The sequence below is a fragment of the Salmonella sp. 32082101201600294FB01SM01 genome (genome assembly GCF_017572865.1).
Taxonomy (GTDB): domain Bacteria; phylum Pseudomonadota; class Gammaproteobacteria; order Enterobacterales; family Enterobacteriaceae; genus Salmonella; species Salmonella enterica.
Genome location: NZ_JAGESB010000004.1, coordinates 34,008 through 51,784 on the forward strand (window position 1 = coordinate 34,008; position 17,777 = coordinate 51,784).

The window sequence follows — 17,777 nt, forward strand, 5'->3', positions numbered from 1 at the left end:
CAAACGTTGCGCCAGGCCGGATGAGGCGTTTATGCCCTCATCCGGCGCGTCACTTCGACTATGGCAAACCTTTAGTCATTTTTTTGCAGGAACATGACCGCCTTATCCGGGAAGTCAGTGAACAGCCCGTCGACGCCCGCCTTGTTATACAGGATGTCGTACAACTGATTAACGTCTGTGGCATAGTCCGGCAATTGATCGGCACGCACAGTGTAAGGATGCACTACCATCTTATTCTGATGTGCGTCTTGCACCATTCCAGTCAGCTTGATATTCCCTTTCGTTGAGCCTTCCGCGACCAGCATATGGTAATCCGGACCAATACCGTCCGCATATTCCGCCACCTGCTTCATAGCGCCCGGCTTAAACATCCAGTCGTAGTTGTAATTTACCCAACGACCGTCCGGCTGTTTCTGCTGTGTTTCATTCCAGTCGGTATACGCAATAAGTTGAACCAGATTGAGATCCATCCCCATTTTGGGTTCCAGTTCATTCTTAATACGTTTCAGCTCAGCGACATCAAAACACTGCAAATAGACATTGTCCTGCTTGCCGGTGTAACCATACTTCTTCAGCACTTCCAGCGTTTTCGCGGCAATATCTTTCCCTTCCTGATGATGGAACCACGGCGCTTTAATTTCCGGATAAATACCGATATTTTTACCGGTAGAGTGATTTAATCCCTGAACGAATTCAATTTCCTCTTCAAAGGTATGAATGCGGAAATCAGATTTTCCCATCGGGAAACGGCCCGGATAAGTTTGTACTTTTTTGCCGTTTTCAATATCAAACCCTTCGGTAAACTTCAGGGATTTAATTTCATCCAGCGTAAAATCGATAGCGTAATAGCGCCCATCTTTACGCGCCCGGTCCGGAAAACGGTCAGCGACGTCAGTCACCCGGTCAAGGTAGTGGTCATGGAGGACGACCAGATGGTCGTCCTTTGTCATCACTAAATCTTGTTCCAGATAATCTGCCCCTTGCGCATACGCCATCGCTTTCGCTGGTAGCGTATGCTCCGGCAGATAACCGCTGGCGCCACGGTGGGCGATAACGACTTTTTCAGCCGCCACGGCGCCGCTTCCGATGGCCATTCCTGCCAACATCAACGCCACGCTAAGGTTTTTCAGTGTGGTTTTCATGTTATTAGCCTCCGTTGCGTTTTAACTGCAGCTCATCATGATGGCGTTTTTCGCCAATCATCACGACCACCAGCAGGATTACCGCCAGAATACTGCCGCCAATCATCACCATAAAGCCGCCATCCCAACCGAAGAAGTCAACGGTATAACCCACAATGGCGCTTGCAGCGACAGAACCGCCCAGGTAACCAAACAGACCGGTAAAGCCCGCCGCCGTACCCGCCGCTTTTTTCGGCGCCAGTTCCAGCGCGTGCAGACCGATCAACATTACCGGGCCGTAGATCAGGAAGCCGATGATAATCATACAAGCCATATCAACGTTCGGGTTTCCTGCCGGGTTCATCCAGTAAACGATGGTCGCGATAGTCACCAGGGTCATAAAGAACACGCCGGTCGCACCGCGGTTGCCACGGAAGACTTTATCCGACATCCAGCCACACAGCAGCGTGCCCGGAATACCCGCGTATTCATACAGGAAGTAGGCCCAGGAGGATTTATCGAGTGCGAAATGCTTCACTTCTTTCAGGTAGGTCGGCGACCAGTCGAGGATACCGTAGCGCAGCAGATAGACAAACACGTTGGCGATAGCGATGTACCACAACAGTTTGTTCGGCAGTACGTACTGCATGAAGATCTGCTTCGCAGTCAGCTCTTCTTCCGCTTTTTCGTTGTAGTCATCCGGATAGTCGTTTTTATACTCTTCGATAGGCGGCAGACCGCAGGATTGCGGCGTATCGCGCATCATTGCGAAAGCGAACAGCGCCACCACAATCGCGCCAAAGGCTGGCATATAGAGCGCCGCTTTCCAGTCGTTAAACCACGCCATCCCCAGCAGGAACAGCAGTGGCGGGATCCCGCCGCCGACGTTATGCGCACAGTTCCAGACCGACACAATGCCGCCGCGCTCTTTCTGCGACCACCAGTGAACCATCGTACGTCCGCACGGCGGCCACCCCATCCCCTGGAACCAGCCGCAAAGGAACAACAGCACAAACATCACGGCGATGCTGGATGTCGCCCACGGTACAAAGCCCATAAACAACATGACTGCTGCGGCCAGAATCAACCCTGCCGGCAGGAAAACGCGCGGATTCGAGCGATCGGACACCGAACCCATTATAAATTTCGAAAAACCATAAGCGATGGAAATCCCGGACAGCGCAAAGCCCAGATCGCCGCGTGAAAAACCCTGTTCTACCAGGTAGGGCATCGCGAGGGCAAAGTTCTTGCGCACCAGATAATACGCGGCATAGCCAAAGAATATCCCCAGGAAAATCTGCCAGCGTAATCGGCGATAGGTCGGATCAATCTCCGCCGCTGGCAAGCGCGCTTTATGCGGCGCTGGTTTAAAAATACTCAACATATTGTAGCCTCCGTGGCCCGTATTTTATTTAGAGGTAAACACCGCAGTTTGTTCAAACAACCCCGCTGCTCCCAGTGTGGCCGCGATGTTAAGTAAAGATACGTCACGTTAATGTGAATTACAGCACATATTGTTACAGTTTTATGACTAATGTTCAGAAAGGCGCACGAAATCACGTTTCATTTTCGAATAGTGAGCGATTATGCGCGAAATCAAACATTCCATATGATTTGTATGGCTAAATGATAAAAAACGAACTGTGAGGAAAAACAATGAAAATTCGCGACTCGCAAGCAAGTGACGTGATTATCATTGGCGGTGGAGCAACAGGCGCAGGGATCGCCCGCGACTGCGCGCTGCGCGGTTTACGTGTCATTCTGGTGGAGCGGCATGATATAGCGACTGGCGCGACCGGGCGTAACCACGGGCTGCTGCACAGCGGCGCTCGTTATGCGGTTACCGACGCGGAATCCGCGCGCGAGTGCATTAGTGAAAACCAGATTTTAAAACGGATCGCCCGCCATTGCGTCGAACCGACGGATGGTCTGTTTATTACGTTGCCGGAAGATGATCTTGCGTTTCAGGCCACCTTTATTCGCGCCTGTGAAGCGGCGGGCATTCGCGCTGAAGCCATCGATCCGCAGCAGGCTCGCATCATCGAACCTTCCGTTAACCCTGCGCTCATCGGTGCGGTAAAAGTGCCGGATGGCACCGTGGACCCTTTCCGCCTTACCGCCGCCAATATGCTGGATGCCAGAGAACATGGCGCAATCGTGTTAACGGCGCATGAAGTGACCGGGCTCATTCGTGAAGGCGCAACGGTCTGTGGCGTCCATGTGCGCAACCATCTCACTGGCGAAACCCAGACGCTTCACGCGCCGGTGGTGGTCAATGCGGCTGGTATCTGGGGGCAACGGATCGCCGAATACGCCGACCTGAGTATTCGCATGTTCCCGGCGAAAGGCTCACTGTTGATCATGGACCATCGGATCAACCAGCATGTCATTAACCGCTGCCGGAAACCATCGGATGCCGACATTCTGGTACCTGGCGATACGATTTCACTGATCGGCACTACCTCTACCCATATTGATTACAATGAGATAGACAGCAACCGCGTCACCGCAGATGAAGTCGATATCCTGCTGCGTGAAGGGGAAAAACTGGCCCCTGTCATGGCGAAGACGCGTATTCTGCGCGCGTATTCCGGCGTCCGCCCGCTGGTGGCCAGTGATGACGATCCCAGCGGTCGTAACGTCAGCCGCGGTATTGTGTTGTTCGACCACGCCGAACGCGACGGGCTTGAAGGCTTCATTACCATTACCGGCGGGAAGCTAATGACTTACCGCCTGATGGCGGAATGGGCGACCGACGCCGTGTGCCGCAAGTTGGGCAATACTCGCCCCTGCATCACGGCGGATACGCCGTTGCCTGGCTCAAAAGAGTCTACGGAACATACGCTGAAACGCATTATCTCGCTTCCCGCGCCGCTACGCGGATCGGCGGTTTATCGGCATGGCGATCGCACGCCGGGGTGGCTGAGCGAAGGCCGCCAACACCGTAGCCTGGTCTGTGAATGCGAGGCCGTCACGGCGGGAGAAGTGCAGTATGCCGTCGAAAACTTAACCGTGAATAGCCTGCTGGATCTGCGTCGTCGCACCCGCGTAGGGATGGGCACTTGCCAGGGCGAGCTGTGCGCCTGCCGCGCGGCCGGGCTATTGCAGCGTTTTAATGTGACGACCGCGGCGCAATCTATTACGCAACTCTCTGAATTTCTGAATGAGCGCTGGAAAGGCGTACAACCTGTCGCCTGGGGAGACGCGCTGCGCGAAAGCGAATTCACGCGCTGGGTTTATCAGGGATTATGCGGTCTGGAGAAGGAGCACCAGGATGAAATTTGATACGGTTATTATGGGCGGCGGTCTCGCCGGTTTGCTGTGCGGACTGCAACTCCAGCAGCATGGATTACGCTGCGCCATCGTCACCCGCGGACAAAGCGCACTGCATTTTTCCTCCGGCTCGCTGGATCTACTCAGCGCCCTGCCCGACGGCCAACCGGTGACCGACATTACCGCCGGGCTTGATGCGCTGCGCCGCCAGGCACCTGAACATCCTTATTCACGTTTGGGCGCGCAAAAAGTCCTTACGCTGGCGCAACAGGCGCAAACGCTACTTAACGCCAGCGGCGCGCAGTTATACGGCGACGTACAGCAGGCGCACCAGCGTGTCACGCCGCTTGGCACATTGCGTTCAACCTGGCTTAGCTCGCCGGAAGTACCGGTCTGGCCGTTATCCGCACAGCGAATTTGCGTCGTCGGCGTTAGCGGATTACTGGATTTCCAGGCGCACCTTGCGGCAGCGTCGCTGCGTCAACGCGATCTCAACGTGGAAACCGCAGAAATCGACCTTCCGGAACTGGACGTACTGCGTGATAACCCGACGGAATTTCGCGCGGTCAATATTGCGCGTCTGCTTGATAACGAAGAAAAATGGCCGCTGCTGTACGACGCGCTGTCGCCAATAGCGACAAACTGCGACATGATCATCATGCCCGCCTGCTTCGGGCTGGCGAACGATACGCTGTGGCGCTGGCTTAACGAACGTCTGCCCTGCGCGCTCACGCTGCTGCCGACGCTGCCGCCATCGGTGCTCGGTATTCGTCTGCACAATCAGCTCCAGCGCCAGTTTGTCCGTCAGGGCGGCATCTGGATGCCGGGCGATGAAGTGAAGAAAGTCACCTGCCGTCGCGGTACCGTGAGCGAAATATGGACCCGCAACCATGCCGATATCCCACTGCGCCCGCGTTTTGCCGTACTTGCCAGCGGTAGCTTCTTTAGTAGCGGTCTGGTTGCCGAGCGCGAAGGGATCCGCGAACCTATTTTAGGGCTCGACGTACAACAAACGGCCACCCGCGCCGAATGGTATCAACAACATTTCTTCGACCCACAGCCCTGGCAGCAGTTTGGCGTCGTGACGGATGACGCTTTCCGCCCCTCCCTTGCGGGCAACACGGTAGAAAATCTGTATGCAATAGGTTCTGTGCTGGCGGGATTCGATCCTATAGCTGAGGGATGCGGCGGCGGCGTCTGCGCAGTCAGCGCCCTCCAGGCCGCGCACCATATCGCTGAGCGTGCAGGAGAACAGCAATGAGCGACACACGTTTTGAAAGTTGTATTAAATGTACGGTGTGCACCACCGCGTGCCCGGTCAGCCGCGTTAATCCAGGCTACCCTGGCCCTAAACAGGCCGGACCGGATGGCGAACGCCTGCGTCTGAAAGACGGCGCGCTGTATGATGAGGCGCTGAAATATTGCATTAACTGCAAACGGTGTGAGGTCGCCTGTCCGTCGGACGTGAAGATTGGCGATATCATCCAGCGCGCCCGCGCGAAATACGATACGACGCGCCCGTCATTGCGTAACTTTATTCTCAGCCATACCGATCTGATGGGCAGCGTTTCAACGCCGTTCGCGCCGGTGGTCAATACCGCCACCGCATTAAAGCCAGTGCGCCAGTTGCTTGATTACGCGCTCAAAATCGATCATCGCCGCACCTTACCAAAATACTCTTTCGGCACCTTCCGCCGCTGGTATCGTAGCGTGGCGGCGCAGCAGGCTAAATACAAAGATCAGGTCGCCTTTTTCCATGGCTGTTTTGTGAATTACAACCATCCGCAGCTCGGAAAAGATCTGATTAAGGTGCTGAACGCAATGGGTACCGGCGTACAGTTACTGAGTAAAGAGAAGTGTTGCGGCGTACCGCTGATCGCTAACGGTTTTACGGATAAAGCTCGCAAGCAGGCTATCAGCAATGTGGAGTCGCTACGCGAGGCGATTGCCGTCAAAGGTATTCCGGTCATCGCCACGTCATCCACCTGTACGTTTGCGTTGCGCGATGAATATCCTGAAGTGCTGGACGTGGACAACGCCGGGCTGCGCGAACATATCGAGTTGGCCACCCGCTGGCTATGGCGCAAACTGGATGCCGGGAAAACGCTGCCGCTTAATCCTTTGCCGCTGAAAGTGGTCTACCATACGCCGTGTCATATGGAAAAAATGGGCTGGACGCTTTACACGCTTGAACTGTTGCGGCAAATTCCGGGGCTTGAATTGACGGTACTTGATTCACAGTGCTGCGGCATTGCCGGTACGTATGGATTTAAAAAGGAAAACTATCCAACATCACAGTCCATCGGCGCGCCGCTGTTCCGCCAGATTGAAGAGAGCGGCGCGGACATTGTCGTCACCGATTGTGAAACCTGTAAGTGGCAAATTGAGATGTCTACAAGCAAACGCTGCGAACACCCCATTACGCTACTGGCCCAGGCGCTCGGCTAAGTAAAAAGCGCCGGAGCCCCTCCGGCGCCATTACCCTGATAACCGGGACCGATTTTCCATCAGACATATACCCTTCATACTTCAAGTTGCTTATGTGTTGGCTACGGATTATTTTGGGTATAAACGCGGATGTCTCTTTGCAATAACCTGCCCTATTTGGTTAACCATGACCGCTAACCCACGGTGGCATGACAGATAACGACGTTACTGTTTATAGAGCAATATCTCTTGTATCGACGCGTTACCAGCCTCCTTTAAAGAGGGAGATAACTGAATATCTCCGATAATAATTGAGTGCTATGTGAATAATAATAAAATCAGGTCTATGCCTGATTTAATATATCCCCCACTAACAATAATATTTTTACAAATAATTATAAATTACATCATATTCGCTACTTTCACCTACCAGGAAACAGAGCAAAATGAATATATGTGTAAATTCACTTTACCGATTGAGCATACCGCAATTTCACAGCTTATATGCAGAAGAGGTGAGCGATGAGACGCTTGCGTTGTTGTTTAGCGCCGTAGAGAACGGTGATCAGAATTGTATTGATCTGGTATGCAATCTTGCGTTACGCAACGATGATCTGGGACATAGAGTTGAGAAATTTCTTTTTGATCTTTTTAGCGGAAAAAGATTGGGCTCACCAGATATAGATAAAAAAATCAATCAGGCTTGCCTTGTATTACATCAAATTGCCAATAACGATATAACAAAAAATAATACTGAGTGGAAAAAGCTACATGCCCCTTCCAGATTACTTTATATGGCCGGTTCCGCGACAACCGACCTTTCTAAAAAAATAGAAATAGCACATAAAATTATGGGCGACCAGTTCGCTCAGACAGATCAAGAACAGGTAGGAGTTGAAAACCTTTGGTGTGGTGCGCGAATGATGTCGTCAGATGAGCTAGCAGCTGCAACGCAAGGTCTGGTTCAAGAATCACCTTTTCTCTCGGTAAACTATCCTATTGGGCTTATTCATCCTACCACCAAAGAAAATATATTACGCACTCAGCTACTTGAAAAGATGGCTCAATCAGGATTATGTGAAAATGAAATCTTTCTGATAAATACAGGAGATCACTGGCTTCTCTGTTTATTTTATAAACTTGCAGAAAAAATAAAATGCCTTATATTTAATACTTATCATGATTTAAATGAAAATACTAAGCAAGAGATTATAGAAGCAGCAACAATTGCAGGCATATCAGAAAAAGAAGATATTGATTTTGTTGAGACTAATTTACAAAATAATGTACCCAACGGCTGCGGTCTATTTTGTTACCATACAATTCAACTCTTATCGAATGCCGGACAAAACGATCCTGCTACCACACTACGAGAGTTTGCGGAAAAGTTCTTAACGCTTTCAGTAGAGGAACAAACACTATTTAACACCCAAACCCGGCGACAAATATATGAATACAGTCTCCAGTAATGGTGAGTACTTAGAGCCTATCCCATTAGGCTATTTTATTCGCCATTTTGGGACCGGGCAGTGCTCAAAATCCTCACGTACTACGTGTACGCTACGGTTTCTGCGCGCTGGCCGGCCCCAAACTGGCTTCAACAATTACGCCTGGTGGGATAGGCTCTTATCCTGAAATGATGCTCTGCGAAGAATTTATAAGTATATAAGGGTGGGAAGGCCAGGCCTTCCCACTAAAAGTTCTATGCCGTCAATGATTCAACCACGTCTATCCAGCCATGCTCGCTGGTAATGTCCTCGCCATTAAGCCAGCGGCGCAGCATATTTAGCGCCATCATCGCGCAGACCTCCTGACGTATTGCCAGACTATACCGATTGGCGCTAAAACGCACGCGTAAGGCATACGTGCCATCCGGCATTTTTCTCAATAACTACGTTTTGCCGTGCTTACTGACTGAACAGATTTAAACATCGCCAACCTGCTGTCCAGCGCCTCGGTGTAGAGCATCGTATCTACCCCGACCGCGACAAAATTCGCGCCCCACGCCAGACATTTCTGCGCCATTGCCGGATCGACCGCCAAAAAACCCGCCGCTTTTCCGGCGGCGCGAATACGATAAATACACGCTTCAATGATCCGCTGCACTTCCGGGTGTCCGGCATTATCGGGGTAACCCAATGAAGCAGAGAGATCTGCCGGACCGATAAAGACGCCATCAATGCCTTCAACCTCCAGAATCGCGTCAAGGTTTTCCAGCGCCACTTTGCTTTCAACCTGCACCAACAGGCAGAGCGACTCATTGGCCTGTGCCATATAGTTGTCGATTCTCCCCCAGCGCGCCGCACGCGCCACGCTCGCGCCAACGCCTCGTTGCCCCAACGGCGGGTATCGGGTAGCGGAAACGACCTGGCGCGCCTGTTCTGCGGTGTCAACCATCGGGATCAGTAGCGTTTGCGCCCCGATGTCCAGTACCTGTTTAATGAGCGCTTTACTTCCCTCGATCGGGCGAATCACCGGCTGGCTGGCGTATGGGGCGATGGCCTGTAACTGATGATACAAGTCCTGCACCGTATTAGGCGCGTGCTCGCCATCTATTAACAACCAGTCATAACCCGACGTCGCCGCAATCTCCGCCATATAAGAGGTGGTTGAACTGAGCCACAAACCAATTTGCGTATCCCCTTTACGTAATCCTTCTTTAAAAGGATTTGATAACAATGCGTTCATAGCGATCCTTACAACGTAGATAAGATTAATGATGCGCAGCGCCGGATTGCGCCACCGGACGATTAACGCTCAGCGTGAAGATAATTAATGAGCCAATGATGGCGACTCCGGCCAGCGTCAGCAGGCCCGCCGCATCGCTGGCAAACAACGTTTCCGCTTTTACGCGCAGAATTGGGGCAATAAAACCGCCCACAGCGCCAAACAGATTAACGAAACCAATTCCTGCCGCCAGAGCCGTACCGGAAAGTAGCTGCGTTGGCATGGTCCAGAATACGGGCTGAACGGCAATAAATCCTACTGCTGCAACACAGAGCGCCAGAATAGCAAGCACCGGAGAAACCAGACCTGACAGGCCAATGCCAATGCCCGCAGCCAGTAGCGTCACTGCCGCAACGTTACGACGATCGCCGGTACGGTCGGAGTAGCGAGGAATAAGCCATGTGCCAAGCAAAGCCGCCATCCAGGGAACCGCTGTTACCACCGAAGCGGTAAAGCCCACTTTAGTGCCCAATAGCGCGGCAACCTGGGTCGGCAGGAAAAAGATGAGTCCGTATACCGCCACCTGAATCGTCAGATAAATAATAGCCAGTTGCCAAACGCGTCCATTACGCAGCGCATCCGCAAGCCTTGACGTGACCTTTTTCTCTTCTTCGCTCGCCAGTTGCCTGATAAGCGCGTTCTTTTCTTCCAGGCTAAGAAAACGCGCCTGCTGCGGAGTGTCATCAAGCCAGAAAAAGGTGAATATCCCTGCGCCAATCGCCAGTAGGCCTTCGATAACGAACATCCAGAACCATCCCGGGTGCCCCATAAAACCATGCATCTCCAGCAGAGCGCCGGAGAGCGGCGAACCCAACGTTAACGCCAGCGGCGCGCCCATATAAAATAGCCCCATAATGCTGGCACGGTTACGCTGCGGGAACCATTGTGAAGTTAGATAGATCATGCCGGGGAAAAATCCAGCCTCCGCCGCGCCCAATAGCGTGCGGATTATCAGGAATTTTGCTTCACTATCCGCCCAGGCCATCGCAGCAGAGAGAAAGCCCCACAGCAGGGTAGTCGTGCCGATCCAGGTTCTTGCGCCAAATTTGCGCATCAGCAGGTTAGCCGGTACGCCAAGGAAAGCGTAAACCACAAAGAAAATACCGGCCCCTAGCGCGTAGGCTTCATTACTTAGCCCGGTATCTATCTGATAGGTCTCTTTGGCAAAACCAATATTTGAACGATCCAGAAACGCCAGTACATACAGTGCCAACATAAAAGGAATTAAACGTGCGCGGTTTTTCTTCACTACGCCGTCAAGTAAAGTGATGCTCATAGCAATATCCTCAACAGGATGAGGGCGTTGCCGTACAAAGGCAACGCACGAGTTATTAGTGGCTATAAGGGCGTTTCAAGTGACAGTCACGGTTAAGCTCGACGCCGAAGCCCGGCTTATCCAGCACTGATTTATGGATGCGTCCATTCACCGGCACCGGCTCATCCAGGAGAATCGGGTCAAATTGCGGACGCAGGGTGGAGCAGTCCGGGCTGGTCATCAGGAACTCGCTGAAAGGGGTATTAGTGAAAGTAATAACTGCATGGTGCGAATAGACAGACGAACCGTGCGGCACCACCAGTTGCCCGCGCGATTTGGCAAGCGCGGCGATCTCAACCAGCGTGGTTAATCCGCCGCACCAGCCAACATCCGGCTGCATAATATCAATGCCGGTTTCTGCCAGAGTGCGGAAGGATTGCAGCGTACCATGGTGTTCGCCGCTGGTAACCATCATCCCTGCAGGCGCGTTGCGTTTTAATTCGCGATAGCCTTCATACTGCTGCGGCGGCAGACACTCTTCAATCCATTTGAGATTAAATGGCGCACAGGCGTGAGCCAGTTTAGTCGCATAGTTCACATCCTGACTCATCCAGCAGTCGAGCATCAGCCAGAAATCCGGCCCGCACTTTTCACGCATATCCGCCACCATCGCGGCATCTTTACGGATCCCCGCATCACCATCGTGCGGTCCCCAGTGAGTCGGCATTTTACCGCCGATAAAGCCCATTTCTTTAGCCAGATCCGGGCGTGCGCCGGTGGCGTAAAACTGAATTTCATCGCGCACCGCTCCGCCCAGCAATTTATAAACCGGCAGCCCAACCACCTTGCCAAACAGATCCCACAGCGCCAGATCCACACAGGAAATCGTGTTCATCACCAGACCGCCGGAACCGGAGTAGTACATGGTCGCGCCGAGCATCTGATCGTGAATAAGTTTGATATCGCTTACGCATTTGCCTTCAATAAACCGGTTAAGATGTTTTTCTACGATAAAACAGCCCATCTCCCCTGCTGTCGAAACGGCGAACCCCGTCTGCCCATTTTCCGCCTCTACTTCGACGATCAGCGTCCCTAACACGTTGATCCCAAAAGACTGACGAGACTGCTCATAGTCGCGATATTTGCTCATGGGAGTGGCGATATGGTCATCAATCCAGTGATTTCCTCCCTGGTCGTGATAATCCCCGCCGCCAGCCCCTTTCTCTGCGGTAGCGCCCCCAATAAACCAGGCTCGAACGTGTTTAATTTTAGGAAGAGTCATAATATTCTCCATTTTAAGATGCGAGTGAGTCGAAGGGACTTTTCCATCCCAACAGGCGTGAAATATCTTTGGCACAGGCAATAGCTTTACCGGCCAAATAATCAAGATTCTCTTCGTTGATTTGCAGGCGCGTGCCGACCACTGAAATTGCCGCGGTCAGTTCGTTTCTGGCATTAAATACCGGTGCGGCAACGCAGCGGACATCCGGATAATCCTCCCCGTTATCAAAGCTCCATCCACGCTGGCGAATGCGTTCCAGCTCATCATTCAATTGTTGCGGCTCGGTGATGGTGGTCAGCGTGGCTCGCTCCCATACCATTTTTTCAATAATGGCTTTGCGTACGGCGGCCGGCTGCCATGCCAGCAGGCATTTGCCGATGCCGGAACGATAAAGAGAGAGGCTTTTCCCCTCATGCGAGCGCACGCTGATAGTGGATGAGGATTCCACTTTCAGTATGTAATACGCATTTTCGTGGTCGATGATCCCCAAGTGACACAGCAGCCCGGTTTCATCCATCAGTTGTGTTAGACGAGGACGCGCCAGCTCCCGCAGATCCATCTTGCTGAGCGCATGGCCCGACAATTCAACGAGCTTAGTCCACAGGCAGTAGTTCTCCTGATGATCGAGGCTAATAAATCGCTGACGTTTTAATTCATTCAACAGCAGGTACGCGGTGCTTTTTGGAATACGCAGCGTTTCAATAATGATTGCCGCGCTGCATGGGCCAATACGCGCGATCAAATTGAGGATGTCGATTGCGCGAGTAAGAGCCGGGACTTTACTTGATTCCAACATATTGGACTCCAGTCTGAGACACTGGAATCAGTGTGAAAGGTCAGTAGGGAAAAAATTGTGAAGCGCGTCAAAGCTTATCCGCCTTCCAACGGAGTGGAAGGGTTAACCATATAAATGTGAATTAACGCACGTATTACTTTGTATTCAGTACAATTGGCTGGACAAAAAAGCAGATAATATTGCCGGATAATGGCATAGCGGCCTTATCCGGCTCACGATGTCGTTCCCATCGCAGATAAGAGAAAGGGATTATGATGTCAATGATTCAACCACGTCTATCCAGCCATGCTCGCTGATAATGTCCTCGCCATTAAGCCAGCGGCGCAGCATATTTAGCGCCATCATCGCACAGACCTCCTGACGTATTGCCAGACTATACCGATTGGCGCTAAAACGCACGCGTAAGGCATACGTGCCATCCGGCGTCGCCAGCGCGAAATTAAGATGTTCGTTTTCCAGCCCCGACACGGCCAGCGCCAGACCGGCATAATGATTGCTGCGCCGTTCTGTCGTCCAGTGTGCCGTTTGCGCCAGCGTCTCTTCCTGAGAAGGAACGACTTCGCTGGCAAGAACAGGCGCCCCGGCGCGAGAAAGCTGTAGCGCCAGTAAGCCGCTGGTGTATTGCTCGCTCAACGTCAGACTCAACTGCCTTTCCTGCAGGCGGCGGGCTATTTGCGCCGGCAGGTTTTCCGTACCTTCAAAAATCAGGTTCTGCCCGGCAACCCGTTTGACCTCTGGCCATAACGCCAGCATCGCCTCCCGTTGCGTCGCCGGGCCGGTCAACTTCAGTTCAATGATCGGCATTGATGAGCGATACCCCATCGTCACGCCGGGCGGCAACGGCAGTGAATCGAGACGCTGCGCCAGGTCGCTTTCTGAACGTCCAAAAGTCGTTAACCGCAGGCAAAGCGGCGGCTCCGGCAGCGAAAAACGCGCGCGTAACCGCGGTAAGATTTCCTTCTCCACCATAACCTTAAATTCAGACGGTACGCCGGGGGTGAAAAACATCAGGCAGCGGTTGAGCTGTAGCGCAAATCCACAGGCAGTGCCGACCGGATTATTAATAAACTCCGCGCTGGCAGGCAGTTCCGCCTGTTTACGGTTGCTCGGCGCCATCACACGACCGCGCTGCTGAAAGTAACGTTCCATTTCGGTCAGCCACGCCTGGTGCAGTACTAATCCTTCGCCTTTTGCCGTTGCCGCGGCGAGCGCGCTTAAATCATCGCTGGTCGGCCCTAACCCGCCATTAACAATCAAAACATCAGCATGTTGACTGCGTTCACGCAAGATAGCGACCAGACTGTCCAGGTTATCGCCTACCGTATTTCGCCGTGATAACGGAACGCCCTGATGAAAGAAAAAATCAGCCAGCCAGGCGGCATTGGTGTCAACGATTTGTCCGTGCAACACCTCATCCCCGGTGGATAGCATTTCCACATTTAGCATTGTGTTCTCCTGCTCTTATGATGAAAACACTATAACGCAAAGACGAATATGACGTGGAAAGAAGAATGACGGGAAAAGGAGGAATATGGCGCGACGATTGCCGCGCCGTTAGCATCAAAAGCTGGCGTTTACGCCAACATAAGGGCCGTCAGCAATCGCATTATCGCGGTTGCCGTCTTTACCCGCCAGGTTCAGGTAACGATAACCGGCTTCAATGCTCAGCGGGCGCATAATGGTGAAACGCGCGCCTGCATTCGCTTCTTCATAACTTTCGATACCGCTGGACAGCGAATCTGGTGAATAATAATACTCGCCGAACAGACGGAAGCTGTCGCCGATTTTCCATTGTAACCCACCGCCGACAGCCGCCGCATAGCCTTCATCACTGTCTTTCGGATTGGTATAAATACCTTTACCGCCGACCGTCGCCAGCAGCGGTCCCACCGGAATGTTCAGCCCTAGACCCACGCCCGCAGCATCGCCATCATCATCGTTGTGCATCCAGTTACCGCTTAGCGCCAGTCCCGTCGATTCCGTACCAAAACCCACGCCAATGTTGGTGTAATCTTCGCCCGCCTGGCCGCTAATACTGATAGCCTGCGCCGATGCAGAAACGAACAGCATTCCGGCAAAACCTAATAATATGCTTTTTTTCATTTTTACCCTTTCCAGCAAGCACATAAAGAAAAACTCCCCAAAACGGCAGAATTGTACTGCCAGACGCTGAGGAATCAATGCACTAAGAAACCATTCCAAAAACATATTGTAACGAAATACTACTTTCGCCATGACGCATCATTGCGCCATCACATGGCGACGCCTGCATCAACAAAATTAACAAAAAACGCAGTCTGCGTTATCGCTTCCATTTTTCACAAAGAATTTCGCACAATGATTTGTTAAGCTGATGACCTGGTGGTTTAAGGAAGCGACTTATGCGTCAACGAACTATAGTTTGCCCATTAATTCAAAATGATGGCTGTTATCTGCTGTGCAAAATGGCCGACAACCGCGGCGTATTTCCCGGTCAGTGGGCGCTGTCGGGCGGCGGGGTCGAGCCAGGCGAACGCATTGAAGAGGCGCTGCGTCGGGAGGTTCGGGAAGAACTCGGCGAACAACTGATTCTGAGCGATATTACGCCGTGGACCTTCCGCGACGATATCCGTGTTAAAACGTACGCTGATGGCAGACAAGAAGAGATTTATATGATTTATCTCATCTTCGACTGTGTTTCCGCTAATCGCGATATATGTATTAACGACGAATTTCAGGACTACGCCTGGGTCAAGCCAGAAGAACTGGCGCTGTATGATTTGAATGTAGCGACACGCCACACATTAGCATTGAAAGGGTTATTATAATGACGACAGCCGCTTCAGGCTGTCTTTACGCTTTTAACATGCCGGCTAGCCGGGAACAAATTCACCATCTAAAAAGAGTTTTCCGTTTTCCGCATGCATAACGAGCGCATCAAGATAGTCCGGATCAAACTTTACGCCGCGCTTATTTTTTGCAATATACGTCAAACAATGATTATGGGTAAAAATGACTATATTTTTATTCTGCGACTTTTTCAGCAACGTATTGATTGAAGCATAAATACCGCTGCCGCAATCCATCATTTTTTTATCCACCGTAAGCGACCTGCCCGCAGAAAACCAGGTTGCCGACTGGATGGTGCGCACCGTATTACTGGAATAGAGATTGTAATTTTGTATATCGGCACTAAAGGCTTTACCCAGCGCTCTGGCGTCTTGCGCACCGTTGACCGTAATCCCCGTGCTGTCTGACAGGCAGGTATTATCGGAACGATCGCACCGCTCGGCATGGCGGAATAACACGACTACCGGATGCTGTTTCGCCAGCGCCGCCAGCGCTTTACCGTTAATCTGCGGTAGACCGTTACCACTCCAGGCATGTTGTGAGGTCAACCCGGCGATAATAACCAACGCCCCCGCCAGAGTCGCGAGATAGCGTTTGTTTTTAATAAAGCGTAGGGTAAATGCCAGCACATTAACCTCTCAGGCAGACAGTGCAGCTAACTTAATAGCAATACGATTAAAATGAAATTCCGCAACGGAAGACCAGGCCAGAAACATAAAAACAGCTTTTGGGCATGCATAAAATGCCTTAAACTTTCGGCGAAAGCAAAGCATAATTCCGTTAAAAATTATCTTTTTACTTCACCTTAATTTCTTAATGTTAATTTAATATTCATCCAGTAGGGTTCAGTTAAATGCGTTAAAAAATAAGCCCTTTTCTATTCCCGAAATATTTGAAAAGCGGCTTTCAATGGCTGAAGGAAAAATGATGTCGGACTTTTTGCCTTTCTCTCGTCCGGCGATGGGCGCGGAAGAGCTCGCTGCCGTTAAGACCGTACTGGACTCAGGTTGGATAACAACCGGCCCGAAAAATCAGGAACTGGAAGCGGAGTTTTGTCGGCTAACAGGCAATCAATATGCCGTTGCCGTCAGTTCAGCCACTGCCGGTATGCACATCGCGTTGATGGCGCTGGGCATTGGTGAAGGCGACGAGGTCATTACACCGTCAATGACGTGGGTTTCTACGCTAAATATGATCGTTTTACTCGGCGCGAACCCCGTCATGGTCGATGTCGATCGCGATACGCTGATGGTCACGCCTGAACATATTGAAGCCGCGATTACGCCACAAACAAAAGCAATTATCCCCGTCCACTACGCTGGCGCGCCCGCCGATCTGGACGCTATTTACGCTCTTGGCGAGCGTTATGGCATTCCGGTGATTGAAGACGCGGCGCACGCGACAGGAACCAGCTACAAAGGTCGCCACATTGGTGCCCGGGGCACCGCGATTTTCTCCTTCCACGCCATTAAGAACATTACCTGCGCTGAAGGCGGTATCGTCGTCACGGATAACCCGCAATTCGCCGATAAACTGCGCAGTCTCAAGTTTCACGGGCTTGGCGTTGATGCCTGGGATCGACAGAGCGGAGGACGCGCGCCACAAGCGGAAGTCCTGGCGCCGGGCTACAAATATAATTTGCCCGACCTCAACGCCGCTATCGCGCTTGCCCAGTTACAGAAACTGGATGCGCTTAACGCTCGCCGCGCCGCCATCGCAGCGCAGTACCACCAGGCAATGGCAGACCTGCCTTTTCAGCCTCTGAGCCTTCCGGCGTGGGAACATATTCACGCCTGGCATTTATTCATTATCCGGGTCGATGAAACCCGCTGCGGTATTACCCGGGATGCTCTGATGGCATCGCTGAAAACGAAAGGCATCGGCACAGGACTGCATTTCCGCGCCGCGCATACGCAAAAATATTATCGCGAACGTTTCCCAACGCTCACGCTGCCTGACACCGAGTGGAACAGCGAGCGGATCTGCTCACTGCCGCTCTTCCCGGACATGACCGAGAGTGACTTTGATCGGGTCATTACCGCCCTTCATCAGATAGCAGGACAATAA

The 17,777-nt window shown here is 52.1% G+C and carries 16 protein-coding genes; 6 read left to right on the forward strand and 10 right to left on the reverse strand.

Annotated features, from left to right (window positions below; all coding sequences use genetic code 11):
• Positions 1-71: 71 nt before the first annotated feature.
• Together glpQ and glpT are read right to left on the reverse strand one after the other, a co-directional pair.
• Entirely contained in the window at positions 72-1,142 is a 1,071-nt protein-coding gene (gene glpQ / locus J4645_RS16635) for a glycerophosphodiester phosphodiesterase (protein WP_000858946.1), read from the reverse strand.
• Between the two features lie 4 nt (positions 1,143-1,146).
• Entirely contained in the window at positions 1,147-2,505 is a 1,359-nt protein-coding gene (gene glpT / locus J4645_RS16640) for a glycerol-3-phosphate transporter (RefSeq protein WP_000948739.1), read from the reverse strand.
• 272 nt (positions 2,506-2,777) lie between these two features.
• Here glpT and glpA point away from each other — a divergent pair, with 272 nt between their 5' ends.
• From glpA to sseL, 4 genes are all read left to right on the forward strand, one after another.
• The gene (gene glpA / locus J4645_RS16645) at positions 2,778-4,406 is read left to right on the forward strand and encodes an anaerobic glycerol-3-phosphate dehydrogenase subunit A (protein WP_000701885.1); all 1,629 of its coding nucleotides are present in this window, start codon (positions 2,778-2,780) and stop codon (positions 4,404-4,406) included.
• Positions 4,396-5,655 carry a glycerol-3-phosphate dehydrogenase subunit GlpB gene (gene glpB, locus J4645_RS16650; RefSeq protein ID WP_000667152.1) on the forward strand — a complete coding sequence of 420 codons (1,260 nt, stop codon included), beginning with the start codon at positions 4,396-4,398 and terminating at the stop codon, positions 5,653-5,655. Before glpA ends, glpB begins: the two co-directional genes overlap by 11 nt.
• Positions 5,652-6,842 (forward strand): anaerobic glycerol-3-phosphate dehydrogenase subunit GlpC, encoded by a 1,191-nt coding sequence (gene glpC / locus J4645_RS16655; protein WP_001285726.1) that lies wholly within the window; start codon positions 5,652-5,654, stop codon positions 6,840-6,842. The genes glpB and glpC overlap by 4 nt, the downstream gene beginning before the upstream one ends.
• A 425-nt stretch (positions 6,843-7,267) precedes the next feature.
• The gene (gene sseL / locus J4645_RS16660; protein WP_001017718.1) at positions 7,268-8,290 is read left to right on the forward strand and encodes an SPI-2 type III secretion system effector deubiquitinase SseL; all 1,023 of its coding nucleotides are present in this window, start codon (positions 7,268-7,270) and stop codon (positions 8,288-8,290) included.
• Between the two features lie 233 nt (positions 8,291-8,523).
• On the opposite strand, the gene J4645_RS16665 is transcribed toward sseL, so the two are convergent.
• From J4645_RS16665 to J4645_RS16695, 7 genes are all read right to left on the reverse strand, one after another.
• The gene (locus J4645_RS16665; protein WP_001112766.1) at positions 8,524-8,700 is read right to left on the reverse strand and encodes a hypothetical protein; all 177 of its coding nucleotides are present in this window, start codon (positions 8,698-8,700) and stop codon (positions 8,524-8,526) included.
• A gap of 5 nt (positions 8,701-8,705) precedes the next feature.
• Positions 8,706-9,509: a 2-keto-3-deoxy-L-rhamnonate aldolase gene (yfaU, locus tag J4645_RS16670; RefSeq protein WP_000992941.1), complete on the reverse strand. Its 804-nt coding sequence runs from the start codon at positions 9,507-9,509 to the stop codon at positions 8,706-8,708.
• 25 nt (positions 9,510-9,534) lie between these two features.
• Complete coding sequence (locus tag J4645_RS16675; RefSeq protein WP_000028928.1) at positions 9,535-10,824, reverse strand: MFS transporter; 1,290 nt, start codon at positions 10,822-10,824, stop codon at positions 9,535-9,537.
• 55 nt (positions 10,825-10,879) lie between these two features.
• Positions 10,880-12,085 (reverse strand): L-rhamnonate dehydratase, encoded by a 1,206-nt coding sequence (gene rhmD / locus J4645_RS16680; RefSeq protein WP_001530644.1) that lies wholly within the window; start codon positions 12,083-12,085, stop codon positions 10,880-10,882.
• Between the two features lie 13 nt (positions 12,086-12,098).
• Positions 12,099-12,881: an IclR family transcriptional regulator gene (locus tag J4645_RS16685; RefSeq protein ID WP_000894173.1), complete on the reverse strand. Its 783-nt coding sequence runs from the start codon at positions 12,879-12,881 to the stop codon at positions 12,099-12,101.
• 249 nt (positions 12,882-13,130) lie between these two features.
• Entirely contained in the window at positions 13,131-14,327 is a 1,197-nt protein-coding gene (locus J4645_RS16690) for a nicotinamide mononucleotide deamidase-related protein YfaY (RefSeq protein ID WP_000935683.1), read from the reverse strand.
• A 114-nt stretch (positions 14,328-14,441) separates the two neighbouring features.
• Entirely contained in the window at positions 14,442-14,984 is a 543-nt protein-coding gene (locus tag J4645_RS16695) for a YfaZ family outer membrane protein (RefSeq protein WP_001562414.1), read from the reverse strand.
• Positions 14,985-15,262: 278 nt separating this feature from the next.
• Here J4645_RS16695 and nudI point away from each other — a divergent pair, with 278 nt between their 5' ends.
• Positions 15,263-15,688, forward strand: a complete 426-nt coding sequence (gene nudI, locus J4645_RS16700; RefSeq protein WP_001249905.1) for a nucleoside triphosphatase NudI — start codon at positions 15,263-15,265, stop codon at positions 15,686-15,688.
• A gap of 45 nt (positions 15,689-15,733) precedes the next feature.
• On the opposite strand, the gene pmrG is transcribed toward nudI, so the two are convergent.
• Positions 15,734-16,339 (reverse strand): lipopolysaccharide core heptose(II)-phosphate phosphatase PmrG, encoded by a 606-nt coding sequence (pmrG, locus tag J4645_RS16705; RefSeq protein ID WP_000879257.1) that lies wholly within the window; start codon positions 16,337-16,339, stop codon positions 15,734-15,736.
• Positions 16,340-16,637: 298 nt separating this feature from the next.
• Here pmrG and arnB point away from each other — a divergent pair, with 298 nt between their 5' ends.
• Positions 16,638-17,777 (forward strand): UDP-4-amino-4-deoxy-L-arabinose aminotransferase, encoded by a 1,140-nt coding sequence (gene arnB / locus J4645_RS16710; RefSeq protein ID WP_001279301.1) that lies wholly within the window; start codon positions 16,638-16,640, stop codon positions 17,775-17,777.